This window comes from Serratia sp. HRI (assembly GCF_010119335.3).
GTDB classification, from domain to species: Bacteria; Pseudomonadota; Gammaproteobacteria; order Enterobacterales; family Enterobacteriaceae; genus Serratia; species Serratia nevei.
The window spans coordinates 4,006,910-4,022,522 of the sequence record NZ_CP083690.1; the positions used below are offsets into that span (position 1 = coordinate 4,006,910).

19 protein-coding genes, 1 pseudogene and 1 riboswitch are annotated in these 15,613 nt (G+C 59.8%); of the genes and pseudogenes, 8 read left to right on the forward strand and 12 right to left on the reverse strand.

Annotated elements, in window-relative coordinates:
* Positions 1–110: 110 nt before the first annotated feature.
* Positions 111–914, forward strand: a complete 804-nt coding sequence (locus GF111_RS19175) for a DUF3289 family protein (RefSeq protein ID WP_148940802.1) — start codon at positions 111–113, stop codon at positions 912–914.
* Positions 907–1,359 carry a DUF943 family protein gene (locus GF111_RS19180; protein WP_038872474.1) on the forward strand — a complete coding sequence of 151 codons (453 nt, stop codon included), beginning with the start codon at positions 907–909 and terminating at the stop codon, positions 1,357–1,359. Before GF111_RS19175 ends, GF111_RS19180 begins: the two co-directional genes overlap by 8 nt.
* A 115-nt stretch (positions 1,360–1,474) precedes the next feature.
* Here GF111_RS19180 and rluF read toward each other — a convergent pair whose 3' ends face one another.
* On the reverse strand, positions 1,475–2,344 hold the full coding sequence (gene rluF / locus GF111_RS19185) for a 23S rRNA pseudouridine(2604) synthase RluF (RefSeq protein ID WP_038873794.1): 870 nt from the start codon (positions 2,342–2,344) through the stop codon (positions 1,475–1,477).
* Between the two features lie 294 nt (positions 2,345–2,638).
* On the opposite strand from rluF, the pseudogene GF111_RS19190 reads away from it, so the two are divergent.
* Both GF111_RS19190 and GF111_RS19195 read left to right on the forward strand, forming a co-directional pair.
* Positions 2,639–3,082 (forward strand): annotated as a pseudogene (locus GF111_RS19190) (DUF2778 domain-containing protein).
* Positions 3,054–3,314, forward strand: a complete 261-nt coding sequence (locus GF111_RS19195) for a DUF1158 family protein (RefSeq protein WP_038873791.1) — start codon at positions 3,054–3,056, stop codon at positions 3,312–3,314. Before GF111_RS19190 ends, GF111_RS19195 begins: the two are co-directional and overlap by 29 nt.
* 6 nt (positions 3,315–3,320) lie before the next feature.
* On the opposite strand, the gene GF111_RS19200 is transcribed toward GF111_RS19195, so the two are convergent.
* Complete coding sequence (locus GF111_RS19200) at positions 3,321–3,770, reverse strand: helix-turn-helix domain-containing protein (protein ID WP_033648951.1); 450 nt, start codon at positions 3,768–3,770, stop codon at positions 3,321–3,323.
* A gap of 95 nt (positions 3,771–3,865) precedes the next feature.
* Here GF111_RS19200 and GF111_RS19205 point away from each other — a divergent pair, with 95 nt between their 5' ends.
* A complete protein-coding gene (locus GF111_RS19205; protein WP_038873788.1) occupies positions 3,866–5,089 on the forward strand; it encodes an MFS transporter in 1,224 nt (407 codons plus the stop codon).
* Here GF111_RS19205 and GF111_RS19210 read toward each other — a convergent pair.
* The gene (locus tag GF111_RS19210; RefSeq protein WP_147190932.1) at positions 5,086–5,511 is read right to left on the reverse strand and encodes a GNAT family N-acetyltransferase; all 426 of its coding nucleotides are present in this window, start codon (positions 5,509–5,511) and stop codon (positions 5,086–5,088) included. The two genes, GF111_RS19205 and GF111_RS19210, sit on opposite strands and share 4 nt — an antisense overlap.
* A 142-nt stretch (positions 5,512–5,653) precedes the next feature.
* Positions 5,654–5,750: riboswitch (TPP riboswitch) on the forward strand.
* Between the two features lie 35 nt (positions 5,751–5,785).
* Between GF111_RS19210 and thiM the strand changes: the two genes are divergently transcribed.
* The 3 genes from thiM to GF111_RS19225 all read left to right on the forward strand — a co-directional run bounded on the left by thiM (position 5,786) and on the right by GF111_RS19225 (position 7,920).
* Positions 5,786–6,577, forward strand: coding sequence for a hydroxyethylthiazole kinase (gene thiM, locus GF111_RS19215; RefSeq protein ID WP_038873781.1), 792 nt, complete (start codon positions 5,786–5,788; stop codon positions 6,575–6,577).
* On the forward strand, positions 6,577–7,377 hold the full coding sequence (thiD, locus tag GF111_RS19220; RefSeq protein ID WP_055313797.1) for a bifunctional hydroxymethylpyrimidine kinase/phosphomethylpyrimidine kinase: 801 nt from the start codon (positions 6,577–6,579) through the stop codon (positions 7,375–7,377). Before thiM ends, thiD begins: the two co-directional genes overlap by 1 nt.
* 84 nt (positions 7,378–7,461) lie before the next feature.
* Positions 7,462–7,920: an inhibitor of vertebrate lysozyme family protein gene (locus tag GF111_RS19225; RefSeq protein WP_033639640.1), complete on the forward strand. Its 459-nt coding sequence runs from the start codon at positions 7,462–7,464 to the stop codon at positions 7,918–7,920.
* A 39-nt stretch (positions 7,921–7,959) separates the two neighbouring features.
* Here the strand turns inward: GF111_RS19225 and gutQ are convergent, their stop codons facing one another.
* The 9 genes from gutQ to yegS form a co-directional block, all read right to left on the reverse strand.
* Positions 7,960–8,931, reverse strand: a complete 972-nt coding sequence (gene gutQ / locus GF111_RS19230) for an arabinose-5-phosphate isomerase GutQ (protein ID WP_038873772.1) — start codon at positions 8,929–8,931, stop codon at positions 7,960–7,962.
* Positions 8,924–9,697, reverse strand: a complete 774-nt coding sequence (locus GF111_RS19235) for a DNA-binding transcriptional repressor (RefSeq protein ID WP_033635559.1) — start codon at positions 9,695–9,697, stop codon at positions 8,924–8,926. The genes gutQ and GF111_RS19235 overlap by 8 nt, the downstream gene beginning before the upstream one ends.
* An 83-nt stretch (positions 9,698–9,780) precedes the next feature.
* Complete coding sequence (gutM, locus tag GF111_RS19240; RefSeq protein WP_038873770.1) at positions 9,781–10,137, reverse strand: transcriptional regulator GutM; 357 nt, start codon at positions 10,135–10,137, stop codon at positions 9,781–9,783.
* Positions 10,138–10,183: 46 nt separating this feature from the next.
* Positions 10,184–10,963 carry a sorbitol-6-phosphate dehydrogenase gene (srlD, locus tag GF111_RS19245; RefSeq protein ID WP_033648848.1) on the reverse strand — a complete coding sequence of 260 codons (780 nt, stop codon included), beginning with the start codon at positions 10,961–10,963 and terminating at the stop codon, positions 10,184–10,186.
* 10 nt (positions 10,964–10,973) lie between these two features.
* Positions 10,974–11,336, reverse strand: coding sequence for a PTS glucitol/sorbitol transporter subunit IIA (gene srlB, locus GF111_RS19250; protein WP_038873767.1), 363 nt, complete (start codon positions 11,334–11,336; stop codon positions 10,974–10,976).
* Between the two features lie 22 nt (positions 11,337–11,358).
* A complete protein-coding gene (locus GF111_RS19255; protein WP_147190930.1) occupies positions 11,359–12,336 on the reverse strand; it encodes a PTS glucitol/sorbitol transporter subunit IIB in 978 nt (325 codons plus the stop codon).
* 15 nt (positions 12,337–12,351) lie between these two features.
* Positions 12,352–12,900 (reverse strand): PTS glucitol/sorbitol transporter subunit IIC, encoded by a 549-nt coding sequence (locus GF111_RS19260; RefSeq protein WP_004941528.1) that lies wholly within the window; start codon positions 12,898–12,900, stop codon positions 12,352–12,354.
* Positions 12,901–13,135: 235 nt separating this feature from the next.
* Positions 13,136–14,185, reverse strand: a complete 1,050-nt coding sequence (gene fbaB / locus GF111_RS19265; protein ID WP_033644067.1) for a class I fructose-bisphosphate aldolase — start codon at positions 14,183–14,185, stop codon at positions 13,136–13,138.
* A 272-nt stretch (positions 14,186–14,457) separates the two neighbouring features.
* Entirely contained in the window at positions 14,458–15,363 is a 906-nt protein-coding gene (gene yegS, locus GF111_RS19270) for a lipid kinase YegS (RefSeq protein WP_038873764.1), read from the reverse strand.
* Between the last annotated feature and the right edge of the window lie 250 nt (positions 15,364–15,613).

Sequence of the window (15,613 nt, forward strand, 5' to 3'; positions counted from 1 at the left end):
TTCCCGTGAGCCTGCGTAAGGGGGCGCTAAGACATTTCCCGATATGAGCAGGGCGGGATTGCCTGTATGATTAATGTTCTTCTTAGCATGGGCAAGGGACTGATTTTCCAATGCGTGACTTGACAAGGCCGTTAACGATTTTCACCAGCAAGAAGCCTTTTAACGACCGTTTTGCTGATGATATGCAATATGGCGATATGGATGAATGTACACTTAAGCAACGGTACCGTTTGGGGCAAGTATCAACGTTTATCGATTGGAGTACTTATAAATCGCCTTATGATCATCCGGCAACGCGAAATATTCCGGCAGCTGGAAAAGAAAAGGCGGTTGCAATGCTTTTTGATGAGCTGAGAGCTGCATCGAGATACTTTTCTTTTACTGGCGTTTATCAAGGGCTGATAGTTAAACTTTTCAATCATATGCAGTACAATAACGGAACTGACTTTCAAGATGTTCAAATGGACTTAGCCTATAAAAGGTTGATACTGAGCGATAAATCAGAAAATAGTACGCTAATTCGAATTAAAAGTGTTCTCGATACCTTTGATTTTAACTCATATCAGTTGAATAAAGATGCATTTACTCTTCAGTTATCACAGAGCCGTTTGCCAAAGTATGTTCGCTGGGAAGATTGCATAAATGGAATGGGAGTCAGTGTACATGAGGTCAATAGTACAGAGATCAGTATTGATTCTTTGTTTTTTCAAGATAATAAATATACTGCTGTGATTAGCTATAAAGCTCAGGATCATTTTGGGTTAGATAAAGAAGATATTAGTAAATTAAAGTTTAGTTCTATTGGGTTTTTCAGGATTTGGTTTGTACTTCAAAGGTATAAAGAGTTCGCGTTTAGACCCTTTTTCACCAACTTTGGCGCGAAAATAATAGTGACAGGTGAAAACTATGCTTAACAAAAAAAAGGTTGCGTTCTTTTCTTTGGTCGCCGTAGCGGCTCTTTGGTTGGTTTGGGTGCTTGTCAGACCTGCTAATGTTGTGCGGGTTGATGGTGCTGCTGTTTATGTTCAATACCTTCCGCTGACCACGGAAGGTAAAATATCTTGGTGGAATGATAATAAAGATAAACTTCAGGATAAGTATCATATTATCAAAGACGAGAATCATTTTACCGTTGCCGTAATGAATTTTGACGGCTATGTTGCCGCTCCGACTGGCAGCAATGATGGAAGTATTGATGACTATCATTGTCTTAGCGAGGGTGATGCCAAGAATAAATGTATCTATAAGGATATAGCGATGATTATTAATGGTGATGTTAATAAAAGAGTTTTTATCAGTCTGGATGGGAAGACTTTCGCTCAAGAGCGTGACGGTAAGACCACGCTGTTAAAAAAATAGTGACTCTTACCCTCTGAGTTTTTCCTCGCTTTCAATCAGACTCGTCTAAGTGGTGCTTAGGCTTTCGCCCTCGCCTAGCCCGCACAACGGCGGGCTTGGCGAGGGCGAAGGGCGTTTAACGCCCTTTTTTCTTGCGCCCTGGCTGGGCAAAGCGTTTGCGGCCGGCCGGCGCAGCGGCTTTGTCGGCGCCTTTCGGCCCGCCGGTGCTCGGCTTTTTCGCCGCGGCGGATTTGGCCGGGGCCTTCTTCGCCGGCTTGGCCTCGGACGAAGAGCCTTCAATCAGTTTGAACAGTTCAATCAGTTCGTCATCGGTCAGATCGCGCCATTCGCCCAGCGGCAAGCCTTTCAGGCTGACGTTCATGATGCGCGTGCGTTCCAGCTTGGTGACCTCGTAGCCGAAGTGTTCGCACATGCGGCGGATCTGGCGGTTCAGCCCCTGCACCAGCGTGATGCGGAACACGAAAGGCGCCTCTTTCTTCACCTTGCACTTTTTGGTCACCGTGCCCAGCATCGGCACGCCGGCGCCCATACCGCGAATAAACTCGTCGGTCACTGGCTTGTTGACCGTCACCAGATACTCTTTCTCGTGATTGTTGCCGGCGCGCAGGATCTTGTTGACCAGGTCACCGTGGTTGGTCAGAAAGATCAGCCCCTGCGAATCCTTGTCCAAACGGCCGATCGGGAAGATGCGTTTGCTGTGGTTGACGAAGTCGGCGATGTTGTCGCGCTCGCCGTCTTCGGTGGTGGTGACGATGCCGACCGGTTTGTTCAGCGCGATCAGCACCAGATCTTCTTCATTGCGCGGTTCGATCAACTGACCGTTAACCTTCACCACATCGCCGGCAAATACCTGAGCGCCGACGGTGGCGCGTTTACCGTTGATGAAAACGTTGCCCTGTTCGATGTATCGATCGGCGTCGCGGCGTGAGCAGATACCGCTCTCGCTAATGTATTTGTTCAAACGAATGGATGAGTTAGTCAGCATGGGATCTCCGTAAAACGCGGACTATACATTACCCGCAGGGGATTGCGGAAGCTGTTCGAGAATAGATGCAATAGCGCAAGGTGATGCATGCGCCATCAATGCTGATTGGGCCTTACTCATTGCTTATTCTATCATTACGAGTTAACAATATTCAAAAAATCAATAAGATAGATAAAATTTTATTTGCTGGATATTATCGGTGCTCAGCCAAAGGATGGGGGAAATAAAATGCTTCGCTGCTTTTTAGTTCATAATGGAAACAAAATAAACACTCTGTTGTGTCAAGGGGTTGGGATGTTCTCTGTGTTTTCTGGTAATAAACAGTATACAAATCAACCAGGATGCACAGATGTTCCCAATCACGGGGCTATACCAGCCGGTACTTACTGGATTGTGGATCGGCCGTCCGGTGGTTAAAAGTCGCAGACTATTACTTTCATAAAAGATATTGTGACCAATGTAGATCACAATAGTTGGTTTGCTTTATACAGAGATGATGGAACAGTTAACGATAGAACATGGATTAACGGCATTATGCGTGGACAATTCAGGTTGCATCCAATCGGCCCACTTGGATTATCCGAAGGATGTGTAACCTTTTATTCCCAAAACGAATTCAATCGTCTGCGAGCTGCATTGCTGAAATCGAAAACAGCCAGAGTTCCGGGAACGACATTACAGGCATATGGGACTATCGAGGTGAAAGGCTATGAAAAAACTTGCCCTGTTGCTCGCTAACGTATTGGCTGTTGTTGGGCTGGCTGTGCTGACAATAAAGCTTTTTCCTGTACCCAGGCTAAACCAGAATCAAACCGCTTGGCTGATTGACGCCAGTGGGTTTTTCCATTTTAACGATACGGAATGGTTTGGTGCGCTCGTTTTTGGCGCGGTTTATCTGCTGGCTGGGTGTCTGGAATGGCTCTTTATCCGCCAGGTTTTTCAGCGGGTGAGCTGCGGGCACCGCCACTAACTCTCATCACCGTTCCTCCACCTTCACCACCCGGGTATTCAGCGGGGTGAGCGTCTGCCCGGCGCTGCCGATCGGCGTCAGGCGCGGGACGGGGCGGCCGCTGTCGCTTTCCACCAGCGTTGAGTGCGCCTCTCCCTCGGCGAACAGATGATCTTCCCCCCACTGGCGCAGGCCGACGATCACCGGAAACAGCGCGCGGCCTTTCTCGGTCAGCACATATTCCTGATAGGCGCTGCCGTCTGCGGCGGGCACGATCTCCAGCACGCCGTGCGTCACCAGGGCGCGCAGGCGGGTGGCAAGGATATTCTTCGCCATCCCCAGCCCTTTTTGAAATTCGCTGAAGCGGGTGACGCCGTCGAAGGCGTCGCGCACGATCAGCAGCGACCACCAGTCGCCAATCACATCCAGCGTGCGCGCCACCGGGCACGGCGCGTCTTCCAGGCTTTTACGTTTCACGGCGTTTATCTCCAGCTGCACATTCTGGTTGCATTATAAAACCTCTACACCTAAAGTGCATTGGGTTTAATAATGAAACCAGATTGAGGTATGCGATGAGCGACAAACTGTTGGATCCTCCCTGCGCGGCGCTGGGGCGCCTGCCGGCCACCCTGGTGCTGCTGTTGGCCGCCGCCAGCGCCTTCAGCGTGGCCAACGTTTACTATGCGCAGCCGCTGCTGGACGCCATCGCCCATGATTTTTCCATCAGTCTGGCGGCGGTCGGCATGGTGATCACCGTGACCCAACTGGGCTGCGCGCTGGCGCTGCTGTTGGTGGTGCCGCTGGGGGATCGGCTGAATCGGCATCGGTTGCTGGCGGGGCAACAGCTGGGGCTGATCGGCGCGCTGCTGCTGGTGGGCTGGGCGCACAGCGCGCCCTGGCTGCTGGCGGGGATGCTGCTGGTGGGGCTACTGGGCACCGCCATGACGCAGGGGCTGATCGCTTACGCCGCAGCCCTGGCGGCGCCGCAGGAGCGCGGGCGGGTGGTTGGTGCGGCGCAGGGCGGAGTGGTATTGGGGTTGCTGCTGGCGCGCACCCTGTCCGGCGCGCTGGCGGACGTCGGCGGCTGGCGCACGGTGTACTTCTTCTCTGCCGGGGTGACGCTGGTATTGCTGCCGATCCTGTCGCGCCTGCTGCCTGCGCCGCGCACCGCTCCCAGTACGCTGAGCTATCTCGCGCTGCTGCGTTCAATGCTGACCCTGCTGCTGCATGACCGCACGCTGCAAATTCGCGGCATGTTGGCGCTGCTGATGTTCGGCGCTTTCAGCCTCTTTTGGAGTTCGCTGGTGTTGCCGCTGAGCCAGGCGCCGTTCAACTTCACCCATGCCGCGGTGGGGGCGTTCGGCCTGGTCGGCGCGGTGGGCGCGCTGGCGGCGGTGCGCGCCGGGCATCTGGCGGATCGCGGGCTGGGGCAGGCGGCCAGCGGCGTGTGTCTGCTGCTGTTGACGCTGGCCTGGCTGCCGCTCGGTTTGCTCGGCAGCGGCCTGGTTTGGCTGGTGGCGGGCATCGTGCTGCTGGATCTGGCGGGCCAGGCGATCCACGTGCTGAACCAGAGCATGATCTTCAGTGCCCACCCGCAGTCGCACAGCCGGCTGGTGGGCTGCTACATGCTGTTTTACGCCGTCGGCAGCGGGCTGGGCGCCTTTGCCGGCACCCATATGTACGCCTGGGCGGGGTGGAGCGGCGTCTGCTGGCTGGGGGCGGGCGTCAGCCTGAGCGCGCTGCTGTTTTGGCGGCTGACGCTGTGCGGGATGCCGGATGCCGCGGGTAAGGGCTAGCGGGCCGGCGAATGCATCAGGTAATAATCTTCTTCGCCGTCGTTGCCGGTAGAGATGATGCGCCAGCCGTGTTTGCGGTAGAACGCCAGCGCCTTTTCATTCTTCACCAGGCATTTCAGCGAGCCGGTGGCGGTGAAGGTGGCTTCCGCCGCCTGCAGCAGCGCACTGCCGACGCCGCGCGGCGGCTGATGGGGATCGATATACAGGTTATGAATGAAGTTGTCTTCGCGATAGACGGAGACGAATCCCAGCAGCGTGCCGCCGTCTTCTGCTACCCAAATCGCTTCGCCCAGCGTCGCGCCGTCGAAATCTTCCAACTGATAGTTTGAGGTATCGCGCCAGCCGAACGCCGCCTTGCGCGACGCCAGGTACAGCGTGCGCAGGAAGGGGCGATCGGTCTCTTGGTAGGGTCTTATCTGCATGGCATCTCCCGGTGGTTTGTGCTCACTATAGCGCATTGCGCGGCGTATGCCTGCCGGGCCGATTTATTCGCTTGTTTGTCCGCGCCGCCGCTGGCATGATCCCCTGCAGGGATTAACGCAACGTTGATCACAACCTATTGATTTTCATGACTCGGGGTGCCCTTCTACGTGAAGGCTGAGAAATACCCGTATTACCTGATCTGGATAATGCCAGCGTAGGGAAGTCACGGCCGCCCAGCCGGCGCCGCCTTCTTGAACGCCGGTTGGGAGGAATATGATCGCTCGACCTGATGCACTACCCGGCGCGCGCGCCGCGGCCTGTCTGACCCAATTCCAACAGCGGCCTCCGCTGATCCACTGCCTGACCAACGAAGTGGTGCAATCGCTGACCGCCAACGTGCTATTGGCGCTCGGCGCCTCCCCGGCGATGGTGGTGGAGCCGCAAGAGGCGGCGCAGTTCAGCGCGCTGGCCGACGGCCTGCTGATCAACGTCGGTACCCTCAATGCGCTGCGCGCCGAATCGATGCGGGCAGCGGTGGCCGCCGCCAATCAGGCCGGCAAGCCCTGGACGCTGGATCCGGTGGCGGTCGGCGCGCTCTCCTACCGCACCGCCTTCGCCAAACAGCTGCTGGACGAGAAACCGGCGGCGATACGCGGCAACGCCTCGGAAATTATGGCGCTCAGCGGGTTGTTGGCCAGCGGCCGCGGGGTTGACAGCGGCGACGATTCGCTGGCGGCCTTGCCCGCCGCGCGTGAGCTGGCACAGCGCAGCGGCGCGGTGGTGGCGGTCACCGGCGCGGTGGATTACGTCACCGACGGCCAACGCGATTGGGCGATCGAAGGCGGTTCCCCGCTGATGACGCGGGTGGTGGGCACCGGCTGCGCGCTGTCGGCGGTCGTGGCGGCGTTTTGCGCCCTGCCGGGCGATCGCCTGGACAACGCGGCGACCGCCTGCCGGGTGATGTCCCACTGCGGCGGCCTCGCGGCCAGACAGGCCGGCGGGCCGGGCAGCTTTACGCCGGCGTTCCTCGATGCCCTGTATCAGCTGCGCGGGGAAGATCTGTGATGAAACGCATTAACGCCCTGACCATCGCCGGCACCGATCCCAGCGGCGGCGCCGGCATTCAGGCCGATTTGAAGGCTTTCTCGGCGCTTGGCGCCTACGGCACCTCGGTGATCACCGCGCTGGTGGCGCAGAATACCCGCGGCGTGCAGTCGGTGTATTACATCGATCCGGCGTTCGTCGCCGCGCAGCTGGACTCGGTGTTCAGCGACGTGCGCATCGACAGCGTCAAGATCGGCATGCTGGCCAACGCCGACATCGTGCAGGCGGTGGCCGAACGGCTGCGCCATTACCGGCCGGAGTTCGTGGTGCTGGACACCGTGATGCTGGCGAAAAGCGGCGATCCGTTGCTGGCGCCGGAGGCGGTGGCATCTATTCGGCGCGAGCTGTTGCCGCTGGTGTCGATCATTACGCCGAACCTGCCGGAAGCGGCGGCGCTGCTGGCGTGCGCGCCGGCGGAAGATGAAGCGCAGATGCGCGAGCAGGGGCGGGCGCTGCTGGCGATGGGCTGCCGGGCGGTGCTGATGAAGGGCGGCCACCTGAGCGAAAACGAGAGCCCGGACTGGCTGTTTAGCGCAGAAGGCGAGCAGCGCTTTACCGCGCCGCGCGTCGCTACCCGCCACACCCACGGCACCGGTTGCACGCTCTCGGCCGCGCTGGCGGCGCTGCGCCCGCGCCATGCCGACTGGGCGGCTACAGTGGCCGCCGCCAAGGACTACCTGCAACAAGCGCTGCAACAGGCAGACACGCTGGAAGTGGGGCACGGTATCGGGCCGGTGCATCATTTCCATGCCTGGTGGTGAGTCAACTTTTTGCCACAACCGTGGTCTGACTGGTTCAGGCCCGGTTTTATGGGCGAAACCTGATTTAACCTAGGGAGAAGGACTATGACGGGACACCAGGCGCTGCGTTGCGCCCTCTTCGGCGCACTGCTCAGCTTCAGCGCGGGCAGCTTTGCCCAGCAGATCGTCACCACGTCGGATTTGATTCAGCAGCCGGGGTATCAGGCCAGCTGGCAAAACATGGTGAAAGGCCAGGCGCGGATGCCGGGCTGGGCGCGTAAGGGCGTCGGCACCTCAACGCCGGCGCAGAATCTGAACTGGAAGGGCAAAGAGTATCTGGTCGGCAATCTGTGCAAGCCGCACGACTGCGGCAACAACTTTTTGATCGTGGCGTTCAGCGCGGACAAATCCCAGGCCTGGGGCGTGCGGGTGGAAGTGGAAGATCGGCCGGAAGCCGTCGATCATCCGAAGAAGTATGCCAAGTACCAGTGGCTCGGCAAGCCGAATGACGACATGAAAGCGCTGCTGAAGCAGCAGTTCGAGAACAATCCCGACTGGAAATGATCTGACCGGGGGCGCCGGTGATGGCGCCCCCGGCGTTGATCAGCCGATGCCGGCCTGATGCAGATCGTGCAGGTTGAGCGCCCCCACCAGCACGCCGTTCATATCGACCACCGGGGCCGCGCTGATGTGCTGTTCGTGCAGCGCTTCCAGCGCCTCGCCGGCGCGCCACTGCTCCGGCAGCCGATAACCGGGGCGGGTGATCGCCGGGCTGAGCGGATCCTGCAGGCTGTTGCCCTTCACCAGCCAGCGGCGCAGGTCGCCGTCGGTAAACACGCCCACCACCCGCTGCTGCGCGTCGCAGACCGCCACTAACCCGAGCCCGGTGCGGCTCAGCTCCAGCATCGCTTCCATCACGTTGGCGCTTTCGCTCACGCGCGGCAGGCGATCGCCGGTGCGCATCAGGTGATGCACGCGGTTCAACAGGCGCGCCCCCAGGCTGCCGCCCGGGTGCGAGCGGGCGAAATCTTCCGCGTTGAAACCGCGCTGGCGCATCAGCGCCATCGCCAGAGCATCGCCCATCATCAGGGTGTTGACCGCGCTGGAGGTCGGCGCCAGCCCCATCGGGCAGGCTTCGCGCTCGACGCCGATATCCAACACGCAGGCCGCGGCCAGCGCCAGCGGCGACTCTTTGCCGCCGGTGATGGCGATCACTGGAATGCCGTTCTCCGCCAGCAGCGGCAGGATCAGATCCAGCTCTTTGGCGCGGCCGGAGTAGGAGATGAACACCACCACGTCGTCGGCGCCGATCATGCCGAGATCGCCGTGCAGCGCCTCGGCCGGGTGCACGAAGAACGACGGCGTGCCGGTGCTGGCCAGCGACGCGGCGATCTTCTTGCCGATATGGCCGGATTTGCCGATGCCGGAAATCACCGCTTTGCCACGGCAGTTGAGCAGCAGTTCGCAGGCGCAGACGAAGTTGTCGTCCAGGCGCGCCAGCAGGCGTTGCGCTTCGGTCAGCTCGATCTCCAGCGTTTCGCGGGCGAAGGCGAGCAGGGCGTTGGCGTTACTCATCGGGGTCTCCTACCAGAAGGATATTGATGCCTTTCGCCTGCAGGGCGGCGAGGTAATCGGGGTTGATGTCTCGGTCGGTGATCAGCGTATCGACGGCGCTGAGTTCGCACACCACGTTCGGGCTCTTGCGGCCGAATTTCGAGGAGTCTACCAACAGAATAATGCGGCCGGCGGCTTCGCACATCGCTTTGCTGACGTTGTGCACTTCGTTGAAGGTGGTGACGCCGGCGTTGAGATCGACGCCGTCCGCGCCGATAAACAGCTTGTCGAAGCTGAATTGCTGAAACGCCGATTCGGCCAGGCTGCCGTGGAACGAGGCCGATTTTTTGCGGTAGGTGCCGCCGGGCATCAGGATGGTCTGATCGTTGTCCAGCTCCACCAGCGCGTTGACGATGGTCAGGCTGTTGGTCATCACCGTGATGTTATTGAACTGCGCCAGGTGCGGCACCATCTGCAGCACCGTGCTGCCGGCATCGAAGATCAGCGAGTCGCCGTCGGCGATCAGCGCCACGGCGGCGCTGGCGATGTGGCGTTTTTTCTCGGTGTTGATATGGGTTTTGCGGTCGATCGGCTGATCGCCGTCGTCGCGGCTGAGCACCACGCCGCCGTAGGTACGGATCACCTCGCCTTCTTCTTCCAGCAGGGTGAGATCCTTGCGGATGGTGGTGCCGGTGGTGGAGAAATGCTCGGCCAGGGCGTCCACTGCCGTTTTGCCATGCCGCTGCAGATATTCAAGGATAGCGGCCTGCCGCTGCTTTGGTTTCATCGCGATTCCCGTTCACAAGAGTTGGGCATTTCCTCTCGCTGAATAATTCACTATGAAAGGTAATGTCTTTTAATGTGAAAATATCACGATTTGGGCGCAATCGCTAACGATAGTGCAGACTGGCATGCGCGATCCTCGGGGAAGATCACATCCGGGCGTAAATCCCGCTGATGCAAACCGTGCAATCGAGGCAGCGGGCGGGGCCGGGCGAAAACGGTCAGGCCGCGCAGTAACAGGCTGCCGCACACCCGCCGATCGGCGTCGAAGGCCAGCGCCAGCACCACTCGCGGGCGGAAGCGGCCGCCGGAACGGCCGACGCCGACGGCGCCCAGCCGGCACAGGCCGTCGAAGGCGCGGTTGAAGCGCTGCAGTTGCCACCAGCCGAAGGCGATTTGCAGCAGCCAGGCCAGCAGCGCGAAGGCGATCAGAGCTTGAGTCATGGGGGTCTCCTTAGGCCCCCTTCCGTGGAAGGGGGCGTCGATGGCGTCAGAACATCACCTGGCCGCCGGTGATGTTGATCGATTGGCCGGTGCAGTAAGAGGCCTTGTCGCTGGCGTAGAACAGCAGGGTGTTCAGCACGTCCTGGTAGTCGCAGCCGCGCTTCAGCGGCACTTTGTCGATGTAGTACTGCTCCACCTGGTCCGGCGCGATGCCCAGTTTTTGCGCGTACTGCGGCAGCAGCGACTGGAACATCGGCGACTTCAGCAGGTTGCCGAGCATCAGCGAATGCACGGTAATGCCGTACTCCGCCAGATCGAGCGCCAGCGACTGCGTCAGCCCCACGCCGCCGAACTTGGCGGCGCTGTAGCCGGAGTTGTGCTTGCTGCCGACCTTGCCGGACTTGGAGTTGATCTGAATGATGCGCCCGGCGATGCCGTCGCGGATCATCAGGCGCGAGAACTCGCGGGCGCAGAGGAAATAGCCCACCAGGTTCACCTGCAGCGAGCGGTCGAAGTCGCCCAGCGGGAAGTCGGTGATCGGCGCCGCCTTGGCGATGCCGGCGCTGTACACCAGCAGGTTGGCCTGGCCGAACGCCCGGTCAACCGCCGCCGCCAGCGCGATCACGCTCTGTTCGTCGGTGGCGTCGGCCTGAAAACCGCAGGCGCTGCCTGCGCCAAACGCTTCGTTGATCTGCTGTGCCACCTGATTGGCGTTGTCGGCGTTCAGATCGGCCACCGCCACCCGATAACCGGCCTGCGCCAGCCCGTGGGACAAAAAGGCGCCTAACGTTTGGCCGCCGCCAATCACTACAGCTACTTCAGACATGGTCTACTCCTTATGCGATAAATGACAGCGTGCTGCCCAACGGGATATCGGTCGGCGTCGGGCCGGAAACGTGGATCGAGCCGGGGAATTCGGCTTCGGCTTCGCCGTCGAAGCGCACGGTGATGTGGCCCAGTTCGCGCAGGTTCTGCGTGGCGACGCTGCCGACGGCGGTGATGGCGTAGCGATGCTGCGCCAGCTCCATCACGCCGCCGACCTGCAGCTCACCGGCGGTCGCGCCGTGGCGGTGGATGAAGCAGAACTCTTCGATATCCGCCGGCGCGCCTTCACGGAAAGTGATCAACATGTTGTCCAGCAACGCGTCGCGGGCGCAGCCACCGATCTGCGTGATGGTGGTGTGAAAAATGGTGTGCATAAACGTCTCCCTGGAAATCAGCTTATTGATAAATGAAGGCCGAGGCGGCCCAGGCGATCAACACCGTCGGTGCGCCGGTCAGGAAGCGGCCGACCAGCACCGAGGGCACGCCGACCCGCACGGTGTCCTGCTTGGCTTCCGCCAGCGACAGGCCGACCGGAATGAAGTCGCAGGCGGCCTGCGCGTTGATGGCGAACAGCGCGGGCAGCGCCAGCTGCGGCGGAATATGGCCGAGGCCGATCTGCACCCCGACCAGCACGCCGATCACCTGGGCGATGACCGCGCCGGGGCCGAGGAACGGCGACAGCAGCGGGAATGAGCAGATCAGCGCCAGCGTCACCAGGCCGATCGGGCTGTTGGCGAGCGGCGTCAGGCCGTGAGCGATAAAGTCCCCGAGGCCGGAGGCCATGATGATGCCGATCAAGGCCGAGACGAACGCCATAAACGGCAGGATGGTCTTCACCACGGTGTCGATGGTGTCGCGCCCGGCCTGGAAGAACACCGCCACCACCGATCCCATGCCCATGCCGACCTTCGCCAGCAGCCCGTCGCTTTGCTCGGTGATCTTCTTGCTGGTGTCGTAGTCGCGCGTCTTGGGCGGTGCTGCAACGGCGGCGGGTTGGCTATCTGCCGCTTCGATTCGGCTGATATTGTGGTCGCGTACGCCGGAGACATAGATGTCTTCGAGGATAAACTGCGCCAGCGGGCCGGACTGGCCGGTGGCGTGGATGTTGACCGTCGGAATACGGCGTTTCGGGTACAGGCCGCAGCGCAGGGTGCCGCCGCAGTCGATCACCGCCACGCCGATCTCTTCTGCCGGCGGCTCGCCCTCTTTGAAACCGTCGACGGCCGGCCAGCCGGTCAATTCGCTGAGGCGATCGACGATCGAAGGCCGGGTGCCGGCGGTGATGTACACCACTTTCTTGCCGGGCTCTATCGGCAGCTCCAGGGGGCCACCCCAGCCGCTGGCGCCTTTTTCAATACGGATATAAGCACTCATGCTGCACTCCACGAATTAAAGTTGCACCTGGCGATCCAGACGGATGCCCATCTTGCGTTCGAACAGGCTGGTGGTCAGATCGGTGACCCAGCCGCGGAAGAAGTTGGTGAACAGCCCCACCAGGAAATAGCTCACCGCCAGCGGGCCGAGCGGCAGGCCGAGGGTGGTCAGGCCGCTGGCGATACCGAGGTAAACGAACAGCTCGCCCGGATTGATGTGCGGGAACAGGCCGTTCATCGAGTGGCAGCTGTAGGAGGCCGCCGCGTAGTAGCTCGGCTTGTATTTCTCCGGCATGAAGCGCCCCAGGCTGAGGGTCATCGGGTTGCAGAAGACAAAGGTGCCGATCAGCGGCAGCAGCAGATAACGCGAGACGGGGTTGCCCGCGCAGCGCTGCGCCAATCGTTCGATACGTTCCTGGCCAACAAATTTGATCAGCGCGTTCATGATTACCAACAGGCTGATCAACAAAGGTAAAATGCCGGTCACCATGCCGACAAACACTTCACCGCCTTTCTGAAACAGGCCGATAAACCACTCGGCGCCGTGGGTGATTAGCTCAATCATTATGTTCTCCTGTAATGGACTGATATGGCCTGGAGCGAACGGCGGCTCTGTCGCCATGGGCCTTACAGTAGTCACTTTGTTGGGCTATTTGTTTTAAATAGATCACAATTTGAAAGATAAATATTTTATTTTGAAAGCTTAAAGTGAAAGAAAGAGAAGGTCTGTGGCATGAGTGGGAGAAAGCGGGCACAAAAAAGCCCGGCGAGCCGGGCTTGAGGACAGGTGGTCCGTCACATCAGGCGATGGTGACCTTCTTGTCCAGGTAGGCGTCTTGCACGGCGTTGATCAGCGCCACGCCGTCTTTCATCGATTTCTTGAACGCCTTGCGCCCCAGGATCAGGCCCATGCCCCCGGCGCGTTTGTTGATCACCGCGGTGCGCACCGACTCCTGCAGGTCGTTCTCACCGGCGGCGCCGCCGGAGTTGATCAGCCCGGCGCGGCCCATGTAGCAGTTGGCCAGCTGGTAGCGCACCAGATCGATCGGGTGATCGGTGGTCAGCTTGGTGTAGACGCGATCGTCGGTATAGCCGAATTTCACCGCGCGGTAGCCGCCGTTGTTTTCCGCCATTTTCTGTTTGACGATGTCGGCGCCGATGGTGGCGGCGATGTGGTTGGCCTGGCCGGTCAGATCGGCGCTGGAGTGGTAGTCCACGCCATCCTTGTTGAACGCCGGGTTGCGCAGATAGGCCCACAACACGGTGACCATGCCCAGCTCATGCGCGCGCTCGAAGGCGATCGAGATCTCTTCGATCTGGCGGCGCGACTGCTCGGAGCCGAAGTAAATGGTGGCGCCGACCGCCACCGCACCCATGTTGAATGCCTGCTCGACGCTGGCGTACAGGGTCTGGTCGTACTGGGTCGGGTAGCTCAGCGTTTCGTTGTGGTTGAGTTTGACCAGGAACGGAATTTTATGCGCGTAGCGGCGCGATACCGACGCCAGCACGCCGTAAGTGGAGGCGACGCAGTTACAGCCGGCTTCAATCGCCAGCTCGACGATGTTCTTCGGATCGAAATACAGCGGGTTGGCGGCGAACGAGGCGGCGGCGGAGTGCTCGATGCCCTGATCGACCGGCAGGATCGACAGGTAGCCGGTGCCGGCCAGGCGGCCGTGGTTGAACAGGGTTTGCATCGAACGCAGCACGCTGTTGGGACGGTTGTTATCGATCATTACGCGGTCGACGAAGTCGGCGCCCGGCAGGTAGAGATTCTCGGCGGGGATAGTGGTACAGCGGTGTTGCAGCAGATCTTCCGCTTCCTTTCCTAGCAACTGCACAATATCAGTCATGATTCACTCCCGATTAAGCTTCTTCATACACCGGCAATGCAAGGGTTTTTGACCACCGGCGCAGTAAAAAAGCGGTGATTGAAGCTGTAAAGCGATACTACCGAACTGGATCCGGCAAGGACAAACAATAGATGCGATTGAGAGGAAATGCCATTTGCGAGGCCAAATACGCGGGGGCGATCGCCCCCGGCGCGCTAAGCGATTGATTATTCGATCTCGAACCACTCGGTGTTCTGCAGGGCGATCGGAGGAACACGCTGCGCCCGACAAGGTCAGCCCAGTAGGGCGCAGTTGGGCGGCAGGCGGCATTTGATGGCCTGCGGCAACACTTCAATGCGGAAATGACGGCCTTTGAGCGGTTCGCCGTCGAGATTGAAGGTCATTTCATGCGGCGCGTCGATCTCGAGCCACGGCAGCGCTGCGCTGAGGATGCTGTTGCTCTCTTCGTCGTTGAACAGGGCGGCGACCAGCGCCGGCAGCAGTTCATCGGCGATCAGCAGGCGCAGCTGCAGCAGGCCGTCGTTGATCAGCGCACTGGGGCACAGCTCCTGGCCGCCGCCGGCCTGTTTGCCGTTGCCGATGCCGATCACCAGTGCTTCGCCGGCCCAACGGAAGTCAGGCCCGCGAATTTCACAGCGGTCGGCCTGCAGCGTATCCATGCGCAGCAAGCCGTGCACGAAGTAGGACACGCCGCCCAACGCCGCCTTCAGCTTCTCCGGCGTTTCGGTGGTGATGCGGGTGCCGAAGCCGCCGGTGGCCATGTTGATGAAGTAGCGTTCGCCGTTGACCTTGGCCAGATCGATCGGCACCGAGCGGCCCTTGATCGCCAGCTGCAGCGCCTGTTCCGGCGACGGGGGAATATTGCAGGCCATGGCGAAATCGTTGGCGGTGCCGAGCGGCAGGATGCCCAATACCGGCCGGTTGTGCGCCGGCAGTTGCATCAGCGCGGCGGCCACTTCGTTGATGGTGCCGTCACCGCCGCCGGCGACGACGGTGCCGACGCCGAGCTGTGCGGCTTCCGCGACGTAGCGCGCGGCGTCGCCGTGCTCCCAGGTCACGCGCACGTACAGCGTGATTTGCTCTGCACGCAGGCGTTTGACCGCCTGACGCAGCTCTTCGTTACCGGCGCCTTTGCCGTTGAGAATAAGCAGGGCGGGCGCATGTGAGTGTTGAGGCATTGCCGATCTCCTCCGGCGGAAAACCAAGAATGCTTCAAGATAAACCAGCTGCCGCCACCAATCCATCAGAATATTCAGCTAATTCTGGTTATTCCCCGGCGCTCAGTGAATATGAAGCAAGGCGAATTTATCTGAATTTTACGCGGAAATAAGCCAAGTTTTAAAGACGAGAGGATTAATCGCTGTAGCGTTATTTATATATCGAAGCGGCGTGATTATTATTATTAAAACGGATAACGGGAATAAGTTA

Coding starts and splice junctions, on each gene's coding strand:
- GF111_RS19175 (WP_148940802.1), top strand. CDS start 111: ATGCGTGACTTGACAAGGCCGTTAACGATTTTCACCAGCAAGAAGCCT.
- GF111_RS19180 (WP_038872474.1), top strand. CDS start 907: ATGCTTAACAAAAAAAAGGTTGCGTTCTTTTCTTTGGTCGCCGTAGCG.
- rluF (WP_038873794.1), bottom strand. CDS start 2,344: ATGCTGACTAACTCATCCATTCGTTTGAACAAATACATTAGCGAGAGC.
- GF111_RS19195 (WP_038873791.1), top strand. CDS start 3,054: ATGAAAAAACTTGCCCTGTTGCTCGCTAACGTATTGGCTGTTGTTGGG.
- GF111_RS19205 (WP_038873788.1), top strand. CDS start 3,866: ATGAGCGACAAACTGTTGGATCCTCCCTGCGCGGCGCTGGGGCGCCTG.
- GF111_RS19210 (WP_147190932.1), bottom strand. CDS start 5,511: ATGCAGATAAGACCCTACCAAGAGACCGATCGCCCCTTCCTGCGCACG.
- thiM (WP_038873781.1), top strand. CDS start 5,786: ATGATCGCTCGACCTGATGCACTACCCGGCGCGCGCGCCGCGGCCTGT.
- thiD (WP_055313797.1), top strand. CDS start 6,577: ATGAAACGCATTAACGCCCTGACCATCGCCGGCACCGATCCCAGCGGC.
- GF111_RS19225 (WP_033639640.1), top strand. CDS start 7,462: ATGACGGGACACCAGGCGCTGCGTTGCGCCCTCTTCGGCGCACTGCTC.
- gutQ (WP_038873772.1), bottom strand. CDS start 8,931: ATGAGTAACGCCAACGCCCTGCTCGCCTTCGCCCGCGAAACGCTGGAG.
- GF111_RS19235 (WP_033635559.1), bottom strand. CDS start 9,697: ATGAAACCAAAGCAGCGGCAGGCCGCTATCCTTGAATATCTGCAGCGG.
- gutM (WP_038873770.1), bottom strand. CDS start 10,137: ATGACTCAAGCTCTGATCGCCTTCGCGCTGCTGGCCTGGCTGCTGCAA.
- srlD (WP_033648848.1), bottom strand. CDS start 10,963: ATGTCTGAAGTAGCTGTAGTGATTGGCGGCGGCCAAACGTTAGGCGCC.
- srlB (WP_038873767.1), bottom strand. CDS start 11,336: ATGCACACCATTTTTCACACCACCATCACGCAGATCGGTGGCTGCGCC.
- GF111_RS19255 (WP_147190930.1), bottom strand. CDS start 12,336: ATGAGTGCTTATATCCGTATTGAAAAAGGCGCCAGCGGCTGGGGTGGC.
- GF111_RS19260 (WP_004941528.1), bottom strand. CDS start 12,900: ATGATTGAGCTAATCACCCACGGCGCCGAGTGGTTTATCGGCCTGTTT.
- fbaB (WP_033644067.1), bottom strand. CDS start 14,185: ATGACTGATATTGTGCAGTTGCTAGGAAAGGAAGCGGAAGATCTGCTG.
- yegS (WP_038873764.1), bottom strand. CDS start 15,363: ATGCCTCAACACTCACATGCGCCCGCCCTGCTTATTCTCAACGGCAAA.